We start from the raw sequence: 18,788 nt of genomic DNA on the forward strand, positions 1-18,788 counted from the left end.
AGATACTGTGCCAATCCCGCAGCGGGTGCAAGCCGCTAGTTGGCCCGTTGCGGCCCTGCCCGGGGTCGATGGGGGCATCTCAAGGCGGCGGCGGCGGCGCGACGCGTGGATCTGCGCCGGGTTCGCGATACGCAAGCGGATTTCGCGCCTTTCGAAATATTTTCGAGCGAGCCGCGCGCGCCCGCGGTCAGCCCGCGCGACGCATCCCGCGGACCAGCGGCGGGGGGCCGAGCCGTTCGATATCGACCGGATGGTCGAAGGCGAGCCCGGCGCGGCCGTCGCGCAGCCAGCGAATCTGTGCGCCGATCATCTGCCCATCGACGAGCTCGATCGAGACGCCGGCGCCGGTCGGATCGCCGCGGACCATCAGCCCCTCGACCATCGCGCCGCTGGTCGAGATGTCGCGGACGCGGACATCGACGAGCGTGTCCTCGACCAGCAGACGCGCCGAGCGCAGCATCCGCACGCGCGGCGCGCGGCTGGTCTTGAACCCGGCGGCGGTCGCCACCCCCGCGGCGGTGGAAAGCTGTTCCATCACCACCTCGTTGAGGACCGGGCGGCCATAGACATAGCCCTGGATATGGCTGCAGCCGAGATCGCGGACGAGCGCGATCTCGTCCTGCAGCTCGACGCCTTCCGCGGTCGTCTCCATGCCGAGCGTGTCGGCGAGCATGACGATCGCCTTGATGATTGCGGCGTTGCGGTTGCCGGGCTCGGCCGCGCCCTTCACGAACGACTGGTCGATCTTGATCTTGTCGAACGGCGCGGTGCGTAAGTAGCCGAGCGACGAATAGCCGGTGCCGAAATCGTCGAGCGCGAGCCGGACGCCGATCCCTTTGAGCGCCTTGAACATCTGGTCGGAGGACGCGCTCTCGTCGAGGAAGACGCCTTCGGTGATCTCGAGCTCGAGCCGGTTGGCGGGCAGCCCGGACTGGGCGAGCGCGCTGGTGACGAGGGCTGGCAGTGCGGGGTTGGCGAACTGGATCGGCGAGACGTTGACCGCGACGCGGACGTCGGCAGGCCAGCGCGCGGCGGCGTTGCACGCGGTGCGCAGGACCCAAGTGCCGATCGCCTCGATCAGCCCGCATTCCTCGGCGATCGGGATGAAGTCGGCGGGCGACACGGGGCCGCGCGTCGGGTGGTTCCAGCGGATCAGCGCCTCATAGCCGACGATCCGCGTCGACTTGGTGCTGACGACGGGCTGGTAGCAGAGGTGGAACGCGCCCTCGGTCACCGCGATGCGCAGATCGTCCTCGAGCTGCTTGCGCGATTTCGCCCCCGCCAGCATGTCGTCCGAATAGAAGCGGTGGACGCCGCGGCCATCGGCCTTGGCCGCATAGAGCGCGAGATCGGCGTTGCGGATCAGCGTCTCCGAATCCTTGCCGTGCTGCGGCGTGATCGCGATGCCGATCGAACAGCCGATCGAGACCGACGCGCCGCTGATGAAATAGGGTTGCGACAGCGCGAGGATGAGCTCGCGCGACAGGGTGCTGAGCGTGTCGCGGTTGTCGACGCCGGGGAGCACGACCTGGAACTCGTCGCCACCGAGCCGGCCGACCAGCCCCGCATCGCCGACCACGCGCGTGAGCCGCTGTGCGACCTGTTTGAGCAGCAGGTCGCCCGCCTGGTGGCCGAGCGTGTCGTTGACCGCCTTGAACCGGTCGAGATCCATCAGGAACAAGGCGGTCGGGCGGTAGGGCCCGGCCTGCTGCGCGAGCGTCTTGTCGAGCGACAGCCGCATCCGCTGGCGGTTGGCGAGCCCGGTCAGCCCGTCGAACAGCGCGAGACGGTTGATCTCGGCATCGGCCTTGCGCTTTTCGGTGAGGTCGAAGCCGGTGCCGATAAAGCCCTGGAAGCGGCCGATCTCGTCGATCACCGGGCGGCCCGACATCGACCACCAGCGCTCGGGCGCGGGGTCGGCGGCGGCGCAGACCGAATAGTCCGAGAAGGAGGTGCGCGACGACAGATGGAAGGCGAGCGTGCGTTCGGTGCCGGGCGCCTCGCTGTCCATGCGGAACAGGTCGGTGAGGATGCAGCCGACCAGCCCGGACGACGGGTCGCACCCCTCCTCCGGATCCGACGGCGGCGGGAGCGCGTGCGCCATCTTGGGCGAGATATAGGTGATGCGGCCGCGCCGGTCGGCTTCCCAGAACCAGCCGGGGCCGTAATTCTCGAACTCCGCCATTAGCTTCATCGCGAGCCGGCCCTCGCTCGACTGGTCCGCGTGATCGAGCGCGAGCGCATAGTCGATCCGCGCCATCCGGTAGGCGACCGCGGCAAAGCCGGCAAAGGCGGCGATCGCGACGACCGGTGCGATGCCGACGCCCGACAGCAAGGTCAGCATCAGCGCCAGGCCGATGCCGAACCCCAGGGTCGCGGCGCGCACGGCGTAAAGCGTGATCGCGGTGACGCTGATCGCGCCGACGATCGCGACCAGCCCGGCGAGCTCGATCGGCCCGCCCGGCAGCTCGACGGTGACCCAGAGCAGGGACAGGAGCGCGGCGGAGAGCCCGGCGGCGCAGGTCGCGAGCACCGCGTTGCGGCGATGGATCGGCCATTCGCGCAGCGTCCTGCTGCGCACCGTCGCGAAGGCCGCGCCGGACAGCAGGGCGATCACCCCCGCATGCACCGCCACTGCGGCGATCAGCGCCGGCCGTGCCGCCAGCGAAACGCCGAAGACGATCGCCGCGGCGACGAGATGCGCGATCAGCGCGACCGGCCAGACCGCGCCGACCTTGGCGAGGCGGACATGCTGCGCGGCGCTCCACGCATCCTCGTCGCTTTCGACAAGCCCGAACAGGATGAGGCTCGTGGCGTCGGGATGATCGCGGAGGGGAATGGCGGGGGAGCGCGAGAACATCCCGCAAGCGTACCGCATCAGCGGTTGCGCAATTGCCCTCCGATCATGCTTAACAGACCGTAAGCGCCTGCATTTATCAGATAAATAGCCCGGTCAGCCAGTAGGTCGCCGCACCGATGGCTGCGGCGGCGGGCAGCGTCACCGTCCAGGCGATGATGATGTTGCTGGCGACGTTCCAGCGCACCGCGGACAGGCGTCGCGCGGCGCCGACGCCGACGATCGCGCCGGTGATCGTGTGCGTCGACGAGACCGGCACGCCCCAGAAGGTCGCGGCGAACAGCGTGATCGCGCCGCCGGTCTCCGCGCAGAAGCCCTGCGCGGGGGTCAGCCGGGTGATCTTCGACCCCATGGTGTGGACGATCCGCCAGCCGCCCGACAGCGTGCCGAGCGCCATCGCCGCCTGGCAGGACAGCACGACCCAGAAGGGCACGTGGAACTCGCCGCCGAGCAGCCCCTGCGAATAGAGCAGCACCGCGATGATCCCCATCGTCTTCTGCGCGTCGTTGCCGCCATGGCCGAGCGAATAGAGCGCGGCGGAGATCAGCTGGAGCTTGCGGAAGCGCTTGTCGACGCCGAGGGGGGTGAGTTTCAGGCTGGTCCAGGCGACGAGCAGGACGAGCAGCAGCGCGAGCAGCAGGCCGACCGCGGGCGAGACGAAGATCGCGCTGACGGTCTTGATCACGCCGCTCCAGACGATCGCGCCGAAGCCGATCTTAGCGACGCCCGCGCCGAGCAGCCCGCCGATCAGCGCGTGGCTGCTGCTCGAGGGGATGCCGAGCACCCAGGTGATGACGTTCCACGCGATCGCGCCGATCAGCGCGGCGAAGATCACCTGCGCGTCGATCACCTGCGCATGGACGATGCCGGTGCCGACGGTCTGCGCGACGTGGAGGCCGAAGACGGCAAAGGCGATGAAGTTGAAGAATGCCGCCCAGAGTACGGCATATTGGGGTTTGAGCACGCGCGTCGAGACGACCGTCGCGATCGAATTCGCGGCGTCGTGCAGGCCGTTGAGAAAATCGAACAGCAGCGCGATGCCGATCAGGCCGATGAGGACCGGGAGCGAGAGGATCATGCGGCTGCCTCGAACGCAGTGTTACCACCCCGGCGGAGGCCGGGGTCCAGTTGGAGAGGTCGCAGTAACGGTGCGCTGCCCTCGGCCATGGCCGTTCCCCAACTGGGCCCCGGCCTTCGCCGGGGGGGTGCCTTGGGGGAGGTCGCGGGCTGAAATAACGCGTAACAAACGGTCGATCCAGCCATAGTCGTCCCGCAACTGGGCCCCGGCCTTCGCCGGGGGGGTGTCACGGGGGATGCTTCGGGCCGAAACGACGCGTCACGCATGGTCGATGACGAGTCCCTGGATCTCGTTGGCGACGTCTTCGAAGCGGTCGACGATCTTTTCGAGGCTCGAATAGATTTCGCGGCCGATGATGAAGGCCATCGGGTCGGCGTGGCTCTTCGACGCGGCGAAGAGCGCGCGCAGGCCGGTGTCGTGGATGTCGTCGGCGTGACCCTCGATCTGGATCAGCCGGGCGGTCAGGTCGTGGAGACGGCCGGCGTTGCTGCCGAGCGAGCGGAGCAGCGGGATCGCCTCGGCGGTGATTCGCGCGGCCTCGACGATGATCCCCGCCATGTCGCGCATCTCGGGCGCAAACTCGGTCACCTCGTACAGCGCGATCGCGTTGGCGGTGCCGTTCATCTGGTCGATCGCATCGTCCATCACGCCGATCAGGTCGGTGATCGCGCTGCGGTCGAACGGCGTCACGAACACCCGGCGGACGTCCTGCAGGACCTCGCGCGTGATGTCGTCGGCCTCGTGTTCGCGGCGGACGATCTCGGCGATCTGGCTTTCGATCGAGCCTTCGCCGTGGAGCAGCCGGGCGAGCGCGTCGGCGCCCGCGACGAGCGTCGCGGCATGCGCGTCGAACAGCTCGAAGAACCGCCCCTGCTTGGGCATGAGTGCCTGGAACCAGCCCAGCATCGGAAAACGCCTCCTCATTCGTGACCGCAGCACCGGCAGCACGCGTTGTTCGAACGCCACCGGGATCGGTGGCTTTCGGAATCCTCGGATCAGAGCCTTGAGTTCGGGCTCGTCGACCGCGGCGGCGGCCTTATCAGGCGGAAACCACCGTGTCTCGCGCTGATCCCGCTCGGGCCAGTCCGCGACCTGTTCGACGACCTGCATCGGATAGACGCTGACGATCATCGGCCGGAGACGCCCGCTGCGGCGCCGCTTGTCGTAGCAGAAATCGCCGACCGCGCTGGGGCAGGGGATGCCGCGAATCCCGGCTTCCTCGAACGCCTCCTGCGCGGCCGCCTCGTGCGAGGCGAGGCCGGCAATCGGATTGCCCTTGGGGATCACCCAACGCCGCGTCTCGCGCGAGGTGATGAGCAGGATCTCGGCGGATCCGTCGGCGGTGATCCGATAGGGCAGGGCAGCGATCTGGCGGATCGGTCGGGTCCTCGGGCAAGGTCAAACCCGATGTCTGACACGCACCGCGCGCGAGCGCCAGACGCTCCGCAAAGGTGGCGTGGCGGATGAGCCGCCACGATCCGCGAGGGGATGGCGTGGCGGGGTCACCGCCACGCCAGTCTTGTCAGCGGAACTTGCCGCTGAGCGAGACGCCGATGATCCGCGGTTCGTTGAACACCGCGGCCATATAGTTCTCGATCACGCCCTTCAGGTTCTTCTCGCCGGTGATGTTGCGTGCGAACACGGCGAGTTCATAGGCGTCGTCGGGCGCGGCATAGCCGATCTTCAGGCCGCCTTCGAAGTTGCCGTTCGCGGTGAACTCCTTTGTCTTGTAGAGCACGAACTGCGTATAGCCCTGGATGTTGAAGTCGCCCGCGATGAACGCGCGACCGCCATTGCCGAGCGGCTGGTCGTAGCGTGCGGTCAGGTCGACATTATACTCCGGCGCATTGGGCAGGGGCTCGCCGTCGATCTTGACGAGGAAGGTCGTGCCGAACGCGCCGGGGACGGGGCGGACCGCCGCGGAGGGCGTGCAGACGACCGCGTTGTTGAGCGCGCAGATCTGCACCTCGGTCGTCTTGTCGCGAATCGCGCTGTGGAGCAGGCTGAGCCCGGCGCCGAGCGTGAGGTTGGGAACGGGCTTCCAGTTCGCCTCGGCCTCCATGCCGTACGCCTCGGCCTTGTTGCCGTTGAACAGGATGCCGTTGCCGTTGAGGTCGTTGCCGTTGAGCTGGATGTCGTTGACGCGGTAGCCGAACACGGTCGCGTTGAGGCTGAGCGTGTTGTCGAGCAGGCGGGTCTTGATGCCCGTCTCCCACGACAGGATCGTCTCCGAATTGGCGGTCGAGAAGTCCGAGTTGAACACCGCCGAGCGGCCCTGGATCGTCGGTCCGCGGAAGCCCTGTGCGATCCGCGAGTAGAGGCTGATGTCGGGGCTCGCCTGATAGAGGAGGCTCGCGTCCCAGCTCGGCTTGGTCGCCTTCAGCGTGACGTCGGTGCGGAAGCCGGCCGGATACTGGCTGACACCGGCGACATTCTGGACGGGCTTGAGCAGCTGCGTGCGCTTCTTGTCCTCGGTGATGCGGCCGCCGGCGGTGAGCGTCAGCCGGTCCATCAGCTCGTAGCTGATCTGGCCGAAGCCTGCCCAGGAGGTGTTGACGTCGTGGAGGCGGACCCAGTTGTTCGGGTTGCGCTGTGCGGTCGTCAGGAAGAAGGTCCGCTGGTAAAAATCGGTGATGTCGCGCGTGTCGAAATACAGGCCGCCGACCTGCCAGTTGAAGCGACCGCCCTGCGTGCCCGACAGACGCAGCTCCTGCGACCACTGGTCGAGATCGCGGATCTGGCCCTGCGACTGGCCGAAGCCGTTCGCCGTGCCGCGGACGGGGAAGTTCGCGCCCGCGCCGCCATCGGTGTCGCCGCGGCTGAAGCCCGAGGTCGTCTCGTACGCGGTGATCGAGGTGAGCGCGGCAGGGCCGAAGTCGTAGGTCGCGCGGACCGACCCGCCATAGGTGGTGTAGCTCTGCGGATTGTCATTGCCTTCGTCGAGCGCGACGATGTTGCGCGGCTCGGCCTGGACGTCGTTCGAGCCCTTCTTCAGCGCGGCGCGGTGGAACAGCGTCGAGGTGCCGTCATACCAGCGCGCATGGCCCGACAGGTCGAGCGAGAAGGCGTTGCCCGGGGTCAGCGCGAGCTGGACGCGGACGTTGCGGTCGTCGAAGCCGCCCATCGCGTTCTTGCGCGGGGTCGCGGTGCTGTCCTGCGTGACGCCGGCATAGACGTTGTCGACATAGTTTTCGCGGTGCTGGAGCAACGTCGAGACGCGGATCGACAGCAGGTCCTTGATCAGCGGGCCACCGACGCCCGCGTCGACGCTGACGCTGCCATAGGTGCCGACCGAGGCCGAGGCGCGGCTGTCGAAGTCGTTGGTCGGCTTGATCGTGTCGAACTTGATGATGCCCGCGGTCGTGTTGCGGCCGAACAGCGAGCCCTGCGGGCCGCGCAGCACTTCGACCTGGCGGACGTCATAGACCGGGTTCGACTTCAGCACGACATGCTCGAGGATCACGTCGTCCTGGATGATCGTGACCGGCTGCGACGCGCCGAGGTAGAAATCGATGTTGCCGAGACCGCGGATGTAGAAGCGCGGGAAGATGCGGCCGGTGGTCGTCTCGACATAGAGGCCGGGGACGCGGCCCGACAGCGACAGCAGCGTGTCGTCGCCACCCGCCTGGAACGCGCGCAACGCATCGCCCGATGCGACGCCGACCGACAGCGGCACGCGCTGAAGATTCTCCGAGCGGCGTTCGGCGGTGACGACGATCTCGCCGAGGCCGTCTTCAGCGGGGGCGGCAGCAGGGGCGGTGGTCGTGTCCTGGGCGGCGGCGGGCAGGGCGGCGAGCAGCAATGTCGCGGGTGCGATGCCGCGCAGGAGCGACGTGGTCAGACGGGTGCGTGTCACGGTGATATTCCCTGGATGATCTTCTTGGTTTTACCGAAGGGACACCCGACGAGCCGCGCGCGCCGATCGCGGCCACCCCCGTGGACCGTGATCGCCGTCGCGCGGCTCATGCTGTCGCAATGCCCCCCGGCGATGCGCTAGGCGCGGATCATGTTGGAAAAATGACAGTCGGCGCATCCGGCTGCCACGGCGCGAATTTGGGCATGACGGCGGCGAAGAGCGGGCTTGCGAGATAGCGGCCCAGCCAGTCGTGGAGCGCGGGGAGGGGGAGCGTGTCGAACCAGCCGCGATCGGTCTGCGCGAACTGGCGGACGAAGGGGAGGATCGCGATGTCGGTCAGCGTGACGCGGGGGCCGGCGAGGTGGCCGGTGGCTGCCAGCCGCGCGTCGAGATCGGCGAGGATCGCGGTGGCGGCGGCACGGTGCTCGAGCGGGTCGGTGCCGTGGCGATCGGCATATTTGTAGCGGTCGAGATGATGCTTGAACGCACCGTCGTTGGTCGCGATCAGATCGGCGTCCTCTCCGGCGAGCCAGTCGAGTGGGTCGGCTGTGGCGAGCGCCCAGTGCATGATGGCGAGGCTCTGGTCGATGACGCGGGCGTCGGGGAGGATCAGGACGGGGACGGTGCCCTTGGGGGAGGCGGCAAGCATCGCGGCAGGCTTGTCGCGCAGGACGATTTCGCGGAGCTCGACCGCGATGCCACTGACGACGACCGCGCTGCGGGCGCGGATTGCGTAGGGGCAGCGGCGGAAGCTGTAGAGGATGGGGAGCATGGGTTGGGTATAGGGGGCGGGCCGGTTATCGGCCACCGCGCTCGCCGCGAGCTTCACCCCGGCGGAGGCCGGGGCCCAGGTGGGAAGGCGGTCGTGACGGCGGGCTGTGGGTTATCATGCTGGTCCTCCCAACTGGGCCCCGGCCTTCGCCGGGGTGGTGCTCCTTTTCTGGGCGTGGGGAGCGGCCCCCCCGTTACAGCCCGAAGCGGAGCGTCGCGCGGATGTCGCGGCCGGCTAGGGGGGCGAAGTCCTTGAGGAAGCTGGCGTGGCGGCGGGCTTCGACGTCGAACAGGTTGTTCGCGCTGAGCAGGATCGAGGTCTTGCTGTCCTTGCCGAACGGGTTGAAGCCCAGGGTCGCGTTGACCATCGTATAGCCGTTGGTGGTCGTCTCGAACGCGGCGATGCGGTCCTGGTCGAAGACGTGCTCGACCTCGAGCCGGCCGTTGACGCGGTCGCCCTGCGCCTCGATCCCGCCGAGCACGCGCATCGGCGGGATGCGCGGCACGGGGCCGTTGTCGACGATCGTCGCGCGGACATAATCGCCGAGCAGGTCGGCGTTCAGCACATAGCCGCCGATCTGCGCGAGCCGGACCGAGGCATTGGCCTCGAACCCGTAATAGCGCGCATCCGCCTGCTGATACTGGAAGCAGGGCAGGTCGACCTCGCGCCCCGACGGATCGGCGGCGGTCTGGCAGACGCTCTGCGCGACCTGGTTCTCCGAGATATAGTTGGAGAAGTCGTTGTAATAGGCCGACGCGTCGAAGCTGAAGCCGTCGCCATGCGCGTGGAGCGTGCCCTCGATGCCCCAGCTCTTCTCGAGCTTGAAATCGGGGCTGCCGAATTCATAGGCCTGGGTGCCGGCATGACCGCCGTTTGCGAACAGCTCTTCGGCCGACGGCGCGCGCTCGGTGTGCGAGAGGTTGATGCCGAGCCGGACCGCGTCGGTCACGCCGTAGGAGGCGCCGAGCGAGCCCGAGACCGCGTCGAAGCTGCGGCTGCCGCGGAAGAAGCGGAGGTCGTCGAGCGGGGTCTTGGCGGAGAGCGACGTCGTCTCGTAGCGTAGCCCGCCCTCGGCCCGGAATGCGCCGGCGCTATATTGCTGGAGCGTGAAGAGGCCGGTCTGGTTGGTCTCGTTGCGCGGCAGGAAGGCTTCGTCGCCGTTCACGTCGAACAGGCGGTTGAAATATTGCACGCCCGAGGCGCCCTGCCAGCCGCCGCGATTGGCCTGGACGAGCTCGATGCGACCTTCGGTGCCGTTGTTGAAGAAGGCGGTGCCGACGCCGCCATCGGGTTCGAGCTCGAAATGGCGATAGGTCGCATGGCCGGCGCGGACGCGGATCTTGTCGAGGAAGCCGCCGCCGGTGTTGATCTCGCCGCGCAGGTCGACGCGGTTCTGGACGACGTCGAGGCGGGGCGCCTCCTGCTCCTGGCCGACCGCGGTCGCGTAGCGGATCGGCACGCCGTAGAGGCTGTCATAATGGCTGTACGACACGCCGAGATTGCCGCCATCGGTGATGATCGACGCACCGACGCCGGCGGTCCAGGTCTCGGACTTGGTGTTGGGCAGCTTGCCGCGCAGGGCGGCGGAGCCGGCGAAGTCGATCGGCTCGTCGGTGTCCTGCGGGAGGCCGACCTGGCTGAGCGCGGCGGCGCGCGCCTGCGACGACAGGATGTTGCCGCCGGTGCGCAGATTGCCCGACTTCAGATAGGAGCCGTCGGCGTGGAGGACGAGATGCTGGCCGACCGCGACGTCACCGGCGGCGCCGCCCGAGCGCTCGTTCGCGGCCGAGCCGTAGGTCGCGATGCCGTTCACGCGGTAGCCGTTTTCGGGGACGGTGCGCGGGATGCGCGTGTCGATGACGTTGACGACGCCGCCGACCGCGGACGAGCCGAACAGGAGGGCGGAGGGGCCGCGCAGCACCTCGATCCGCTCGGCGAGCAGCGGGTCGATGATGACCGCGTGATCGACCGAGGTGTTCGAGACGTCGATCGAGCCGATCCCGTCGGTCAGCACGCGGATGCGCTCGCCCTGGAAGCCGCGCAGGATCGGGCGCGACGCGCTGGGGCCGAACGAGGTGGCGGACACGCCGGGCTGGCGCGCGAGCGTCTCGCCGATGGTCGGGCGCAGGTTGCGGGTGAGCTCGGCGCCCGAGAGGATCGAGGTGCCCTGGAGGACGTCGGTCTCGCTCTGGCGGACGGGGGCGGTGACGAGAATCTCGGCGGCGGCGCGCGGGGTGCGGGTCGGGGCTGGGGTTGCGGCAGACGTATCGGCCGGTGCGCCGGTCGGCGTCGTGTCGGTCTGGGCGGTCGCAGCGGTCGCGGCGAAGACCGCCAGCGCGCTGATCCCGATGAAAGTCTTACGCATAGAAACGCTCCTTGAACCCCGGAGCTGCCGCCTAGCGCGAATGATGTATCATATCAAAGCACATGTTCGCAGCTGCGGAAAATTGGGCGGCGGGTTGTTGCCATGATGCAACATATCATCCGGGGCGGCCGGGCGTCAGGGTTTGTCGTAGGGGGTGAAGTCGGTGAAGCGGCAGGAGGGGGAGGGGATCGACAGGCCGGGTTCGATCAGCCGGAACCGGTCGTTGCGGCAGAGCTGGCCGCCATAGATGTCGACGATGATCGTCGACAGCGGGCGCAATTGCGGACAGGGGCCGACCGGGCCGGTGCGCCAGACGCGCTTGCCCGACTGGCGATAGAGGATGGTGGTCGCGTCGAGGATCGTCGGCCCCTGGACCAGGCCGATGCCGATGCAGCGGACCGGTGCGCCAGCGATGCGCCCCGCGAGCGGATCGTCGCGGCCGGCGACGAGTGTTAGCGCGAGCGCGGCGAGGGCGGCGATCCGGCCGGAGCGCGGCATCCTCACCGAACCTTCCGATAGGGGACGAATTCCCCGAAGCTGCAGCTGCCGCTGGGGAAGCGACTGGCGCGGTCGATCGTGTTGGCGATATCGCCGCGGCAGAGCTGGCCCGAGGGCGTCCGCGTGATCAGGATGTTGCGGTCGAGATCGCCGCACCCGCCATTGGTCTCGGTCCGGTAGATCGTGCCGTTGTTGACGCGGTAGAGGAACGTCGAGCCGTAGCTGGTCACCTGTTTCTGGCCGAAGGTGTTGAGGCACAGGGTCGGCTCGCCCGGGGTCAGCCCCTTGAGCGCGGTCGCGAGCTTTCGCTGCGTTTCGGTTTCGCGCTGCGCGATCTGCGCCTGTTCGCGCGGGGTCGCCGTACAGGCGGTGGCGGCGATCGTCAGGCAGAGCAGCGATAAGCGTGTCATGATGCGCATGCGGTTTCCTTTGCGCCCCCGAGGGGCAGACATAGCCTATTCAGCCCTTGAACGCATCCTTTGCCGCGCGCCGCTCGCCGAGCTCGGCGGCCGAGGTCGCGCGGAGAAACGGATTGGTCGCGCGTTCGAGCCCGATCGTCGTCGGCACGGTCGCCTCGCCGCGCGCGCGGGCCGCGTCGACCTCGGCCATCCGCTCGCGGATCGCGGCATTGTCGGGCTCGGCGACCAGCGCGTAGCGGCCGTTCGACTGGGTATATTCATGGCCGCAATAAACCTGCGTCTCGTCGGGCAGTGCTGCGTAACGTTGCATGTTGGCGAACATGTCGGCGGGCGTGCCCTCGAACAGCCGGCCGCAGCCCATCGCAAACAGCGTGTCGCCGGTGAAGATCACCGCGTCGTCGGCGAAGTGGAAGGCGATATGGCCTTGGGTATGCCCGGGCACGGTCATCACCTGCGCGGCGTGCGCGCCGAGCGTGACGACGTCGCCCTCGGTCACGGTATGGTCGAGCGTCGGGATCTTCGCGGCCTCGGCGGCGGGACCGGTGACGATCGCGCCCTGAGCGCGGATCGCGGCGTTGCCGCCGGTGTGATCGGGATGCCAGTGCGTCGTCCAGACCTGATCGATCCGCCAGCCGCGCGCGGTCGCCGCGGCGATCACCGGATCCGCCTCGCCCGGGTCGAGCGCGACCGTTTTGCCGCTGTCGGGATCGTGGATCAGCCAGGCGTAATTGTCGCTGAGGACGGGCACGCGGACGATATCGAGGGGCATGGCGGAGCTTTCGAAGGCGGTGGCCAAGTGTGGCGCCGGGGTCGGGGGGATGCAAGGATAACGCATGAGCGGCCGGTCGGGATGCGCGTGCGACCGCCGGTCTCGACTTCCTGCGGCGGGCGGGCGTAGGGTGGTGAAAACATTGAGAGGATCCGCAATGAAACTGGCCAGCCTGAAGGACGCAGATCCAGCCCGGGGCCGTGACGGCCGGCTCGTCGTCGTGTCGAACGACCTCGCCTGGTATGCCGATGCGACGCATATCGCGCCGACGCTGCAGGCCGCGCTCGACGACTGGGACCGGCTTGCGCCGATGCTCGAGAATCTGTCGACCGATCTGGAGCATGAGATGATCCCGATGCGGCGCTTCCACGAGCATGACGCGGCGTCGCCGCTGCCGCGCGCCTACCAGTGGGCGGATGGGTCGGCCTATGTGAACCATGTCGCGCTCGTGCGGCAGGCGCGTGCGGCCGAGATGCCCGACAGCTTCTGGCACGATCCGCTGATGTATCAGGGCGGGTCGGACGGGTTTCTGGGGCCGCGCGACCCGATCCCGCTCGCCGACGAGAGCTGGGGCTGCGACATGGAGGGCGAGGTCGTCGTCGTCACCGGCGACGTGGCGATGGGCGCGAGCCGCGAGGAGGCGCTGGCGGCGGTGCGGCTGGTCGGGCTGACTAACGACGTGTCGCTGCGCAACCTGATCCCGGCCGAGCTGGGCAAGGGATTCGGCTTCTTCCAGTCGAAGCCCGCCAGTGCGTTTTCGCCGGTGTTCGTGACGCCCGAATCGCTCGGCGACTGGTGGCAGGACGGCAAGCTGCACCGCAAGCTGATGGTCGACCTGAACGGCCAGCCCTTTGGTCGCGCCGAGGCGGGCGAGGACATGACGTTCGATTTCGGCACGCTGATCGCGCATGCCGCCAAGACGCGCAAGCTGGGCGCGGGGACGATCGTCGGGTCGGGCACGGTGTCGAACCGCGGCGCGGATGGCGGGCCGGGCAAGCCGATCGCAGAGGGCGGCGTCGGCTATTCCTGCCTGGCCGAAGTGCGGACGATCGAGACGATCGCGGGCGGCGCGGCGGTGACCCCGTTCCTGAAAAAGGGCGATACGGTGCGGATCTGGGCGGAGGACGACCGGCATCGGCCAATCTTCGGGGTGATCGAGCAGACGGTGGAGTAGCGCGCGAGCCGGCTAGGGGCGCTCGCCATAGGCCTTGCGCTGAGCCGCGGTAGCACGGTCCCACCAGGCGCGGGCGAGCAGATCCGCGATCCGCTCGCCCGCGCCGGTGCCGTAGCGGACCAGCACCGCCGGCCAGCCGTCATAATGATCGGTCTGCCAGAAGGTCGCGGGATCGGTGTCGAGCAGGATCTCCTTCTCGTCGAGGCCGATATGGAGCACGAAGCTGCCGGGATCGGGCGCGGTGGTCGACGCGAGCGTCTTGCCGCGGAACCTGAGTGCGGGCCGGCCGTAGCTGGTGCCCGGCTCGACACCCGGCAGCGTGCATCCGATCGCGACGACGGCGTCCCAGTCCTGCAGCATGTCGCCCTGCCTCCCCCTGTCTGCCCCTGTATCCCCGCGTCCGCAGGGTGATGCTATCGCATTGATCGCACGGCGTTGCACGCCGCCGGTGCGAATGCGGCAACCGAACAAAACTCCCTCTCGCCAATGCCGTTGAAATTTTATAACAAGGCCGTGAAGAGCGATCCGGCGCGTACGCCGCCGGGCGATGGAGATGGAGTGACGATGGCCAGCGAGCACCCTCGCGCCGATTCGCAGCCGCTGCGCAATCTACCCGGATTGACGCTGCATGTGCCCGAACCGAAGTTTCGACCCGGCGATCCGGTCGATTTCGCCGAAGTCGACGTGCCGCCCGCGGGGCAGGCGCGGCGCCCCGATACCGCGGACAAGGCGAGCGATTTCACTGATCTCGCCTATACGCTGGTCCGCGTTCTCGACGACGAGGGCCATGCGGTGGGGCCATGGGATCCCAAGCTTTCGCCCGATATGCTGCGCCGTATGCTGCGCAGCATGGCGCTGCTCCGCGCGTTCGACGAGCGCATGTTCCGCGCGCAGCGTCAGGGCAAGACGAGCTTCTACATGAAGGCGCTGGGCGAGGAGGCGGTCGCGGTCGCGGCGGCCTATGCGCTCGATTACGAGGACATGTGCTTCCCCTCCTATCGGCAGCAGGGGCTGCTCATCGCACGGGGCTGGAGCCTCGTCGACATGATGAACCAGATCTATTCGAACACCGCGGACCGGCTCGGCGGCAAGCAGCTGCCGATCATGTATTCGGTCAAGGAAGCCGGGTTCTTCTCGATCTCGGGCAACCTTACGACGCAATATCCGCAGGCGGTGGGCTGGGCGATGGCGTCGGCGGCCAAGGGCGACACGCGGATCGCGGCGACCTGGTGCGGCGAGGGATCGACCGCGGAAGGCGACTTCCATTCGGCGTGCACCTTCGCCGCGGTCTACCGCGCGCCGGTGATCTTCAACGTCGTCAACAACCAGTGGGCGATTTCGAGCTTCTCCGGGTTTGCCGGCGCGGAGGCGACGACGTTTGCGGCGCGGGCGGTCGGCTATGGCATTGCCGGGCTTCGCGTCGATGGGAACGATGCGCTTGCCGTGTACGCAGCCACTGAATGGGCGGCCGAGCGGGCGCGGACCAATCAGGGGCCGACGCTGATCGAGCATTTCACCTACCGCGCGGAAGGCCATTCGACCTCGGACGATCCCGGCCAGTATCGCAGCGAAGGCGAGCCCAATGCGTGGCCGCTCGGCGACCCGATCAAGCGGTTGAAGGATCACCTGATCGCGATCGGCGAATGGGACGACGAACGCCACGCGGCGCAGGACAAGGAGCTCGCCGAGCAGGTCAAGGCCGCGCAGAAGGAGGCCGAGAAGAACGGCATCCTCGGCCATGGGCTGCACCAGCCGCTCGAATCGCTGTTCGACGGCGTGTTCGAGGAGCTGCCCTGGCATCTGAAGGAGCAGCGTCAGCAGATGCTCGATGAAGAGGCGGCAAGCGGCCGTCCATGGGATCGCAAGGCATGAGCGACATGATCGAGGCACCCGAGTCCGACGCAGCGGACGGCGGCGAGACCAGCCGGATGAACATGATCCAGGCGATCAACTCGGCCATGGACATCATGATGACGCGCGATCCCGACGTGATCGTGATGGGCGAGGATGTCGGCTATTTCGGCGGCGTGTTCCGCGCGACCGCGGGGCTTCAGGCCAAGCACGGCAAGACGCGCGTGTTCGACACGCCGATCACCGAATGCGGGATCATCGGCGTCGCGGTCGGCATGGGCGCGTATGGCCTGCGTCCCGTCCCCGAGATCCAGTTCGCGGATTACATCTATCCCGCGCTCGACCAGCTCGTGTCGGAAGCCGCGCGGCTGCGCTATCGCTCGGCGGGCGAGTTCACCTCGCCGATCACGGTGCGATCGCCGTTCGGCGGCGGCATCTTCGGCGGGCAGACTCACAGCCAGAGCCCCGAGGGGCTCTTCACGCACATGTCGGGGATTAAGACGGTGATCCCGTCGACGCCCTATGACGCGAAGGGCCTGCTGATCGCGGCGATCGAGGACAATGACCCGACGCTCTTCTTCGAGCCCAAGCGCATCTATAACGGGCCGTTCGACGGCTATTGGGATCGGCCGTCGCAGAACTGGTCGAAGCATCCGGCGGGCGAGGTGCCGACCGGCTATTACAAGATCGAGCTCGGCAAGGCGAAGATCGTCCGGGCGGGCGAGGCGCTGACGATCCTCGCCTACGGGACGATGGTGCATGTCTGCGCGGCGGTGATCGCCGAGACGGGGATCGACGCGGAGATCGTCGACCTGCGCACGCTCGTCCCGCTCGACATCGAGACGATCGAGGCGTCGGTGAAGAAGACCGGGCGCTGCATGATCGTCCACGAGGCGACGCGGACCAGCGGCTTTGGCGCGGAGCTGTCGGCGCTGGTGCAGGAGCGGTGCTTCTACCATCTCGAGGCACCGATCGAGCGCGTAACCGGGTTCGACACGCCCTACCCGCACAGCCTGGAATGGGCCTATTTCCCGGGGCCGGTCCGTATCACCGAGGCCCTCAAGAAGATCATGAAGGACGCATAATGGCTCGCTTTACCTTCAAACTGCCGGATATCGGCGAAGGCATCTCGGAAGCCGAGATCGTCGCATGGCACGTCGCGATCGGCGACCGCGTCGAGGAGGATTCGCCGGTCGCGGACATGATGACCGACAAGGCGACCGTCGAGATGGAGTCGCCCGTGTCGGGCGTCGTCGTCGAGTTGGCGGGCGAGGTCGGGGATCAGGTGTCGATCGGTGCTGCGCTGGTGGTGATCGAGACGGATGCGGTCGACGCCGGGGGCGAGGTCGTGGCGGCGCCGTTGACGGCGGCGCAGGCGGAGACGGCGGAGCAGTATGAGGCGGAGAATCCGGGGGTTGAGGAGGTGGTCGATACGCCGACCTCCACCACCCCGGCGGAGGCCGGGGCCCAGGTGGGGTCGGCAGATGACGAGCCTCGGACCGCTATCACTGCAGACGTTCCAACTGGACCCCGGCCTTCGCCGGGGGGGAGTGAGGGGTTGGTCGCCGCTGCCGCCAAGGCACACGCACTGGCGTCGCCCGCGGTGCGGGCGCGGGCACGGGATCTGGGGATTGATCTGGCGTCGGTGAAGACCGAGTCCGACCGGGTCCGTCATGCCGATCTCGACGCGTATCTGCGGTATGGCGCGGGGCAGGGCTATCAGGCGCCGGGGGCGAGCCGGGCGCGCGCGGACCAGCCGATCAAGGTCATCGGCATGCGGCGCAAGATCGCCGAGAACATGGCCGCGTCGAAGCGCGCGATCCCGCATTTCACCTATGTCGACGAGATCGACGTCACCGCGCTGGAAGCGATGCGTGCGGATCTGAACGCCAATCGTGGCGGGCGACCCAAGCTGACGATGCTGCCGCTGATGATCGTCGCGATTTGCAAGACGATCCCCGATTTCCCGATGCTCAACGCGCGCTACGACGACGAGGCGGGCGTGGTCACCCGCCACGGCAGCATTCATCTGGGCATGGCGGCGCAGACCGATGCGGGGCTGACCGTGCCCGTGATCCGCGACGCGCAGGACCGCAACGTCTGGCAGCTCGCGACCGAGATCACGCGGCTCGCCGAGGCGGCGCGCGCGGGCAAGCTCGCGCCGAACGAGATGGGTGGCGGGACGATTACCGTCACCTCGCTCGGGCCGCTCGGCGGGATCGCGACGACACCGGTGATCAACCGGCCCGAGGTCGCGATCATCGGGCCGAACAAGATCGTCGAACGCCCCGTATTTAAGGGAGACGAAGTGGTCCGTGCGAAGCTGATGAACCTGTCGATCAGCTGCGACCACCGCGTCGTCGATGGCTGGGACGCGGCGAGCTTCGTCCAGGGGCTGAAAAAGTATCTCGAGACGCCGGTCCTGCTGTTCGCGGACTGAGGTCCCGGACCGTGGGGCGTCAGCGCGGCCGTGGCGGGGTGGGGCGGGTCTTCAACAGCCATGGTCGCGGGCCGCTGGTCGGGCGGGGCGTGCCGTCGAGCCGCTTGGCACTGATCAGCGCGACGCGGTTGAGGATCATCTGGCCCTTGAACGCGTCGAGCCCGCCACCGGTCGGCTTGGCGAGGATGCGGCGGACCGTGTCCATGCCGCCGACGACATGGCCGAAGGCCGCATAGCCGAGATAGCCCGGACGCGCGTCCATCGCGGGCGTCGGGCCGACGGTGATGAAGAAATTGCCGCCCGCCGAGCCGGGTTCGCTGCCGCGCGCCATCGAGATCGTCGCGTCGAGATGGCGGATGCCGGTCTGCGTCGTCGTCTCGAGCGGGAAGGCGGGCAGGATGCGCCGCGCGTCGGTGCGGATGCCGCCCTGGACGAAGCCGAATTTGGGCGCCTTCTTGCTGCGCGCGGCACGGTAGAAATCGGTGCCGTCGAAGCGGCCGTCATCGACATAGGCGAGGAAGTTCGCGCTGGTCTTGGGGGCATGGCGCGTGTCGAGCGCGAGCGTGATCGGGCCTTCGGAGGTGGTGAGGCGGACGCGGACGGTGCCGGGTTTCGCGGGGGTGGGCTTCTGGGGGGCGGCGGAGGCCGGGGTGGCCAGCAGCGCGAGTGCCGGGAGGAGGAGGAAACGCATACGCAGGGCACGACCTTT

Annotated in this window: 15 protein-coding genes; 4 read left to right on the forward strand and 11 right to left on the reverse strand. The window is 68.1% G+C overall.

Going from position 1 to position 18,788, the window contains the following annotated elements; all coding sequences use genetic code 11:
- Positions 1-187: 187 nt before the first annotated feature.
- From IFT54_RS16175 to gloB, 9 genes are all read right to left on the reverse strand, one after another.
- Positions 188-2,860: an EAL domain-containing protein gene (locus tag IFT54_RS16175; RefSeq protein WP_107931877.1), complete on the reverse strand. Its 2,673-nt coding sequence runs from the start codon at positions 2,858-2,860 to the stop codon at positions 188-190.
- A gap of 76 nt (positions 2,861-2,936) precedes the next feature.
- A complete protein-coding gene (locus IFT54_RS16180; protein WP_031394897.1) occupies positions 2,937-3,935 on the reverse strand; it encodes an inorganic phosphate transporter in 999 nt (332 codons plus the stop codon).
- Between the two features lie 258 nt (positions 3,936-4,193).
- Positions 4,194-5,312: a DUF47 family protein gene (locus tag IFT54_RS16185; protein ID WP_056679450.1), complete on the reverse strand. Its 1,119-nt coding sequence runs from the start codon at positions 5,310-5,312 to the stop codon at positions 4,194-4,196.
- 145 nt (positions 5,313-5,457) lie between these two features.
- Positions 5,458-7,797 (reverse strand): TonB-dependent receptor domain-containing protein, encoded by a 2,340-nt coding sequence (locus IFT54_RS16190; RefSeq protein ID WP_192071437.1) that lies wholly within the window; start codon positions 7,795-7,797, stop codon positions 5,458-5,460.
- 142 nt (positions 7,798-7,939) lie between these two features.
- A complete protein-coding gene (locus IFT54_RS16195; RefSeq protein ID WP_192071375.1) occupies positions 7,940-8,563 on the reverse strand; it encodes a glutathione S-transferase in 624 nt (207 codons plus the stop codon).
- 193 nt (positions 8,564-8,756) lie between these two features.
- On the reverse strand, positions 8,757-10,928 hold the full coding sequence (locus IFT54_RS16200; protein ID WP_192071376.1) for a TonB-dependent receptor: 2,172 nt from the start codon (positions 10,926-10,928) through the stop codon (positions 8,757-8,759).
- Between the two features lie 135 nt (positions 10,929-11,063).
- Positions 11,064-11,426, reverse strand: a complete 363-nt coding sequence (locus tag IFT54_RS16205; RefSeq protein WP_056679464.1) for a hypothetical protein — start codon at positions 11,424-11,426, stop codon at positions 11,064-11,066.
- A gap of 2 nt (positions 11,427-11,428) precedes the next feature.
- On the reverse strand, positions 11,429-11,845 hold the full coding sequence (locus IFT54_RS16210; protein WP_192071377.1) for a hypothetical protein: 417 nt from the start codon (positions 11,843-11,845) through the stop codon (positions 11,429-11,431).
- A gap of 40 nt (positions 11,846-11,885) precedes the next feature.
- Positions 11,886-12,614, reverse strand: a complete 729-nt coding sequence (gloB, locus tag IFT54_RS16215) for a hydroxyacylglutathione hydrolase (protein WP_192071378.1) — start codon at positions 12,612-12,614, stop codon at positions 11,886-11,888.
- 157 nt (positions 12,615-12,771) lie between these two features.
- Here gloB and IFT54_RS16220 point away from each other — a divergent pair, with 157 nt between their 5' ends.
- Positions 12,772-13,788 (forward strand): fumarylacetoacetate hydrolase family protein, encoded by a 1,017-nt coding sequence (locus IFT54_RS16220; protein WP_192071379.1) that lies wholly within the window; start codon positions 12,772-12,774, stop codon positions 13,786-13,788.
- A gap of 12 nt (positions 13,789-13,800) precedes the next feature.
- Here the strand turns inward: IFT54_RS16220 and IFT54_RS16225 are convergent, their stop codons facing one another.
- Positions 13,801-14,148, reverse strand: a complete 348-nt coding sequence (locus IFT54_RS16225; protein ID WP_192071380.1) for an MmcQ/YjbR family DNA-binding protein — start codon at positions 14,146-14,148, stop codon at positions 13,801-13,803.
- A gap of 204 nt (positions 14,149-14,352) precedes the next feature.
- On the opposite strand from IFT54_RS16225, the gene IFT54_RS16230 reads away from it, so the two are divergent.
- The 3 genes from IFT54_RS16230 to IFT54_RS16240 are packed head-to-tail and all read left to right on the forward strand — an operon-like array spanning position 14,353 to position 18,079.
- Positions 14,353-15,660: a thiamine pyrophosphate-dependent enzyme gene (locus tag IFT54_RS16230; RefSeq protein WP_192007551.1), complete on the forward strand. Its 1,308-nt coding sequence runs from the start codon at positions 14,353-14,355 to the stop codon at positions 15,658-15,660.
- A 56-nt stretch (positions 15,661-15,716) separates the two neighbouring features.
- Positions 15,717-16,724, forward strand: coding sequence for an alpha-ketoacid dehydrogenase subunit beta (locus tag IFT54_RS16235; RefSeq protein WP_031394420.1), 1,008 nt, complete (start codon positions 15,717-15,719; stop codon positions 16,722-16,724).
- Positions 16,724-18,079 carry a dihydrolipoamide acetyltransferase family protein gene (locus IFT54_RS16240; RefSeq protein ID WP_107045644.1) on the forward strand — a complete coding sequence of 452 codons (1,356 nt, stop codon included), beginning with the start codon at positions 16,724-16,726 and terminating at the stop codon, positions 18,077-18,079. Before IFT54_RS16235 ends, IFT54_RS16240 begins: the two co-directional genes overlap by 1 nt.
- Positions 18,080-18,098: 19 nt before the next feature.
- On the opposite strand, the gene IFT54_RS16245 is transcribed toward IFT54_RS16240, so the two are convergent.
- Entirely contained in the window at positions 18,099-18,770 is a 672-nt protein-coding gene (locus IFT54_RS16245) for a peptidylprolyl isomerase (protein ID WP_192071381.1), read from the reverse strand.
- Positions 18,771-18,788: the final 18 nt, after the last annotated feature.

Origin of the sequence: Sphingomonas sp. CFBP 13714, from assembly GCF_014842205.1 — a bacterium.
In the GTDB taxonomy this organism is placed as follows: Bacteria; Pseudomonadota; Alphaproteobacteria; order Sphingomonadales; family Sphingomonadaceae; genus Sphingomonas; species Sphingomonas aerolata.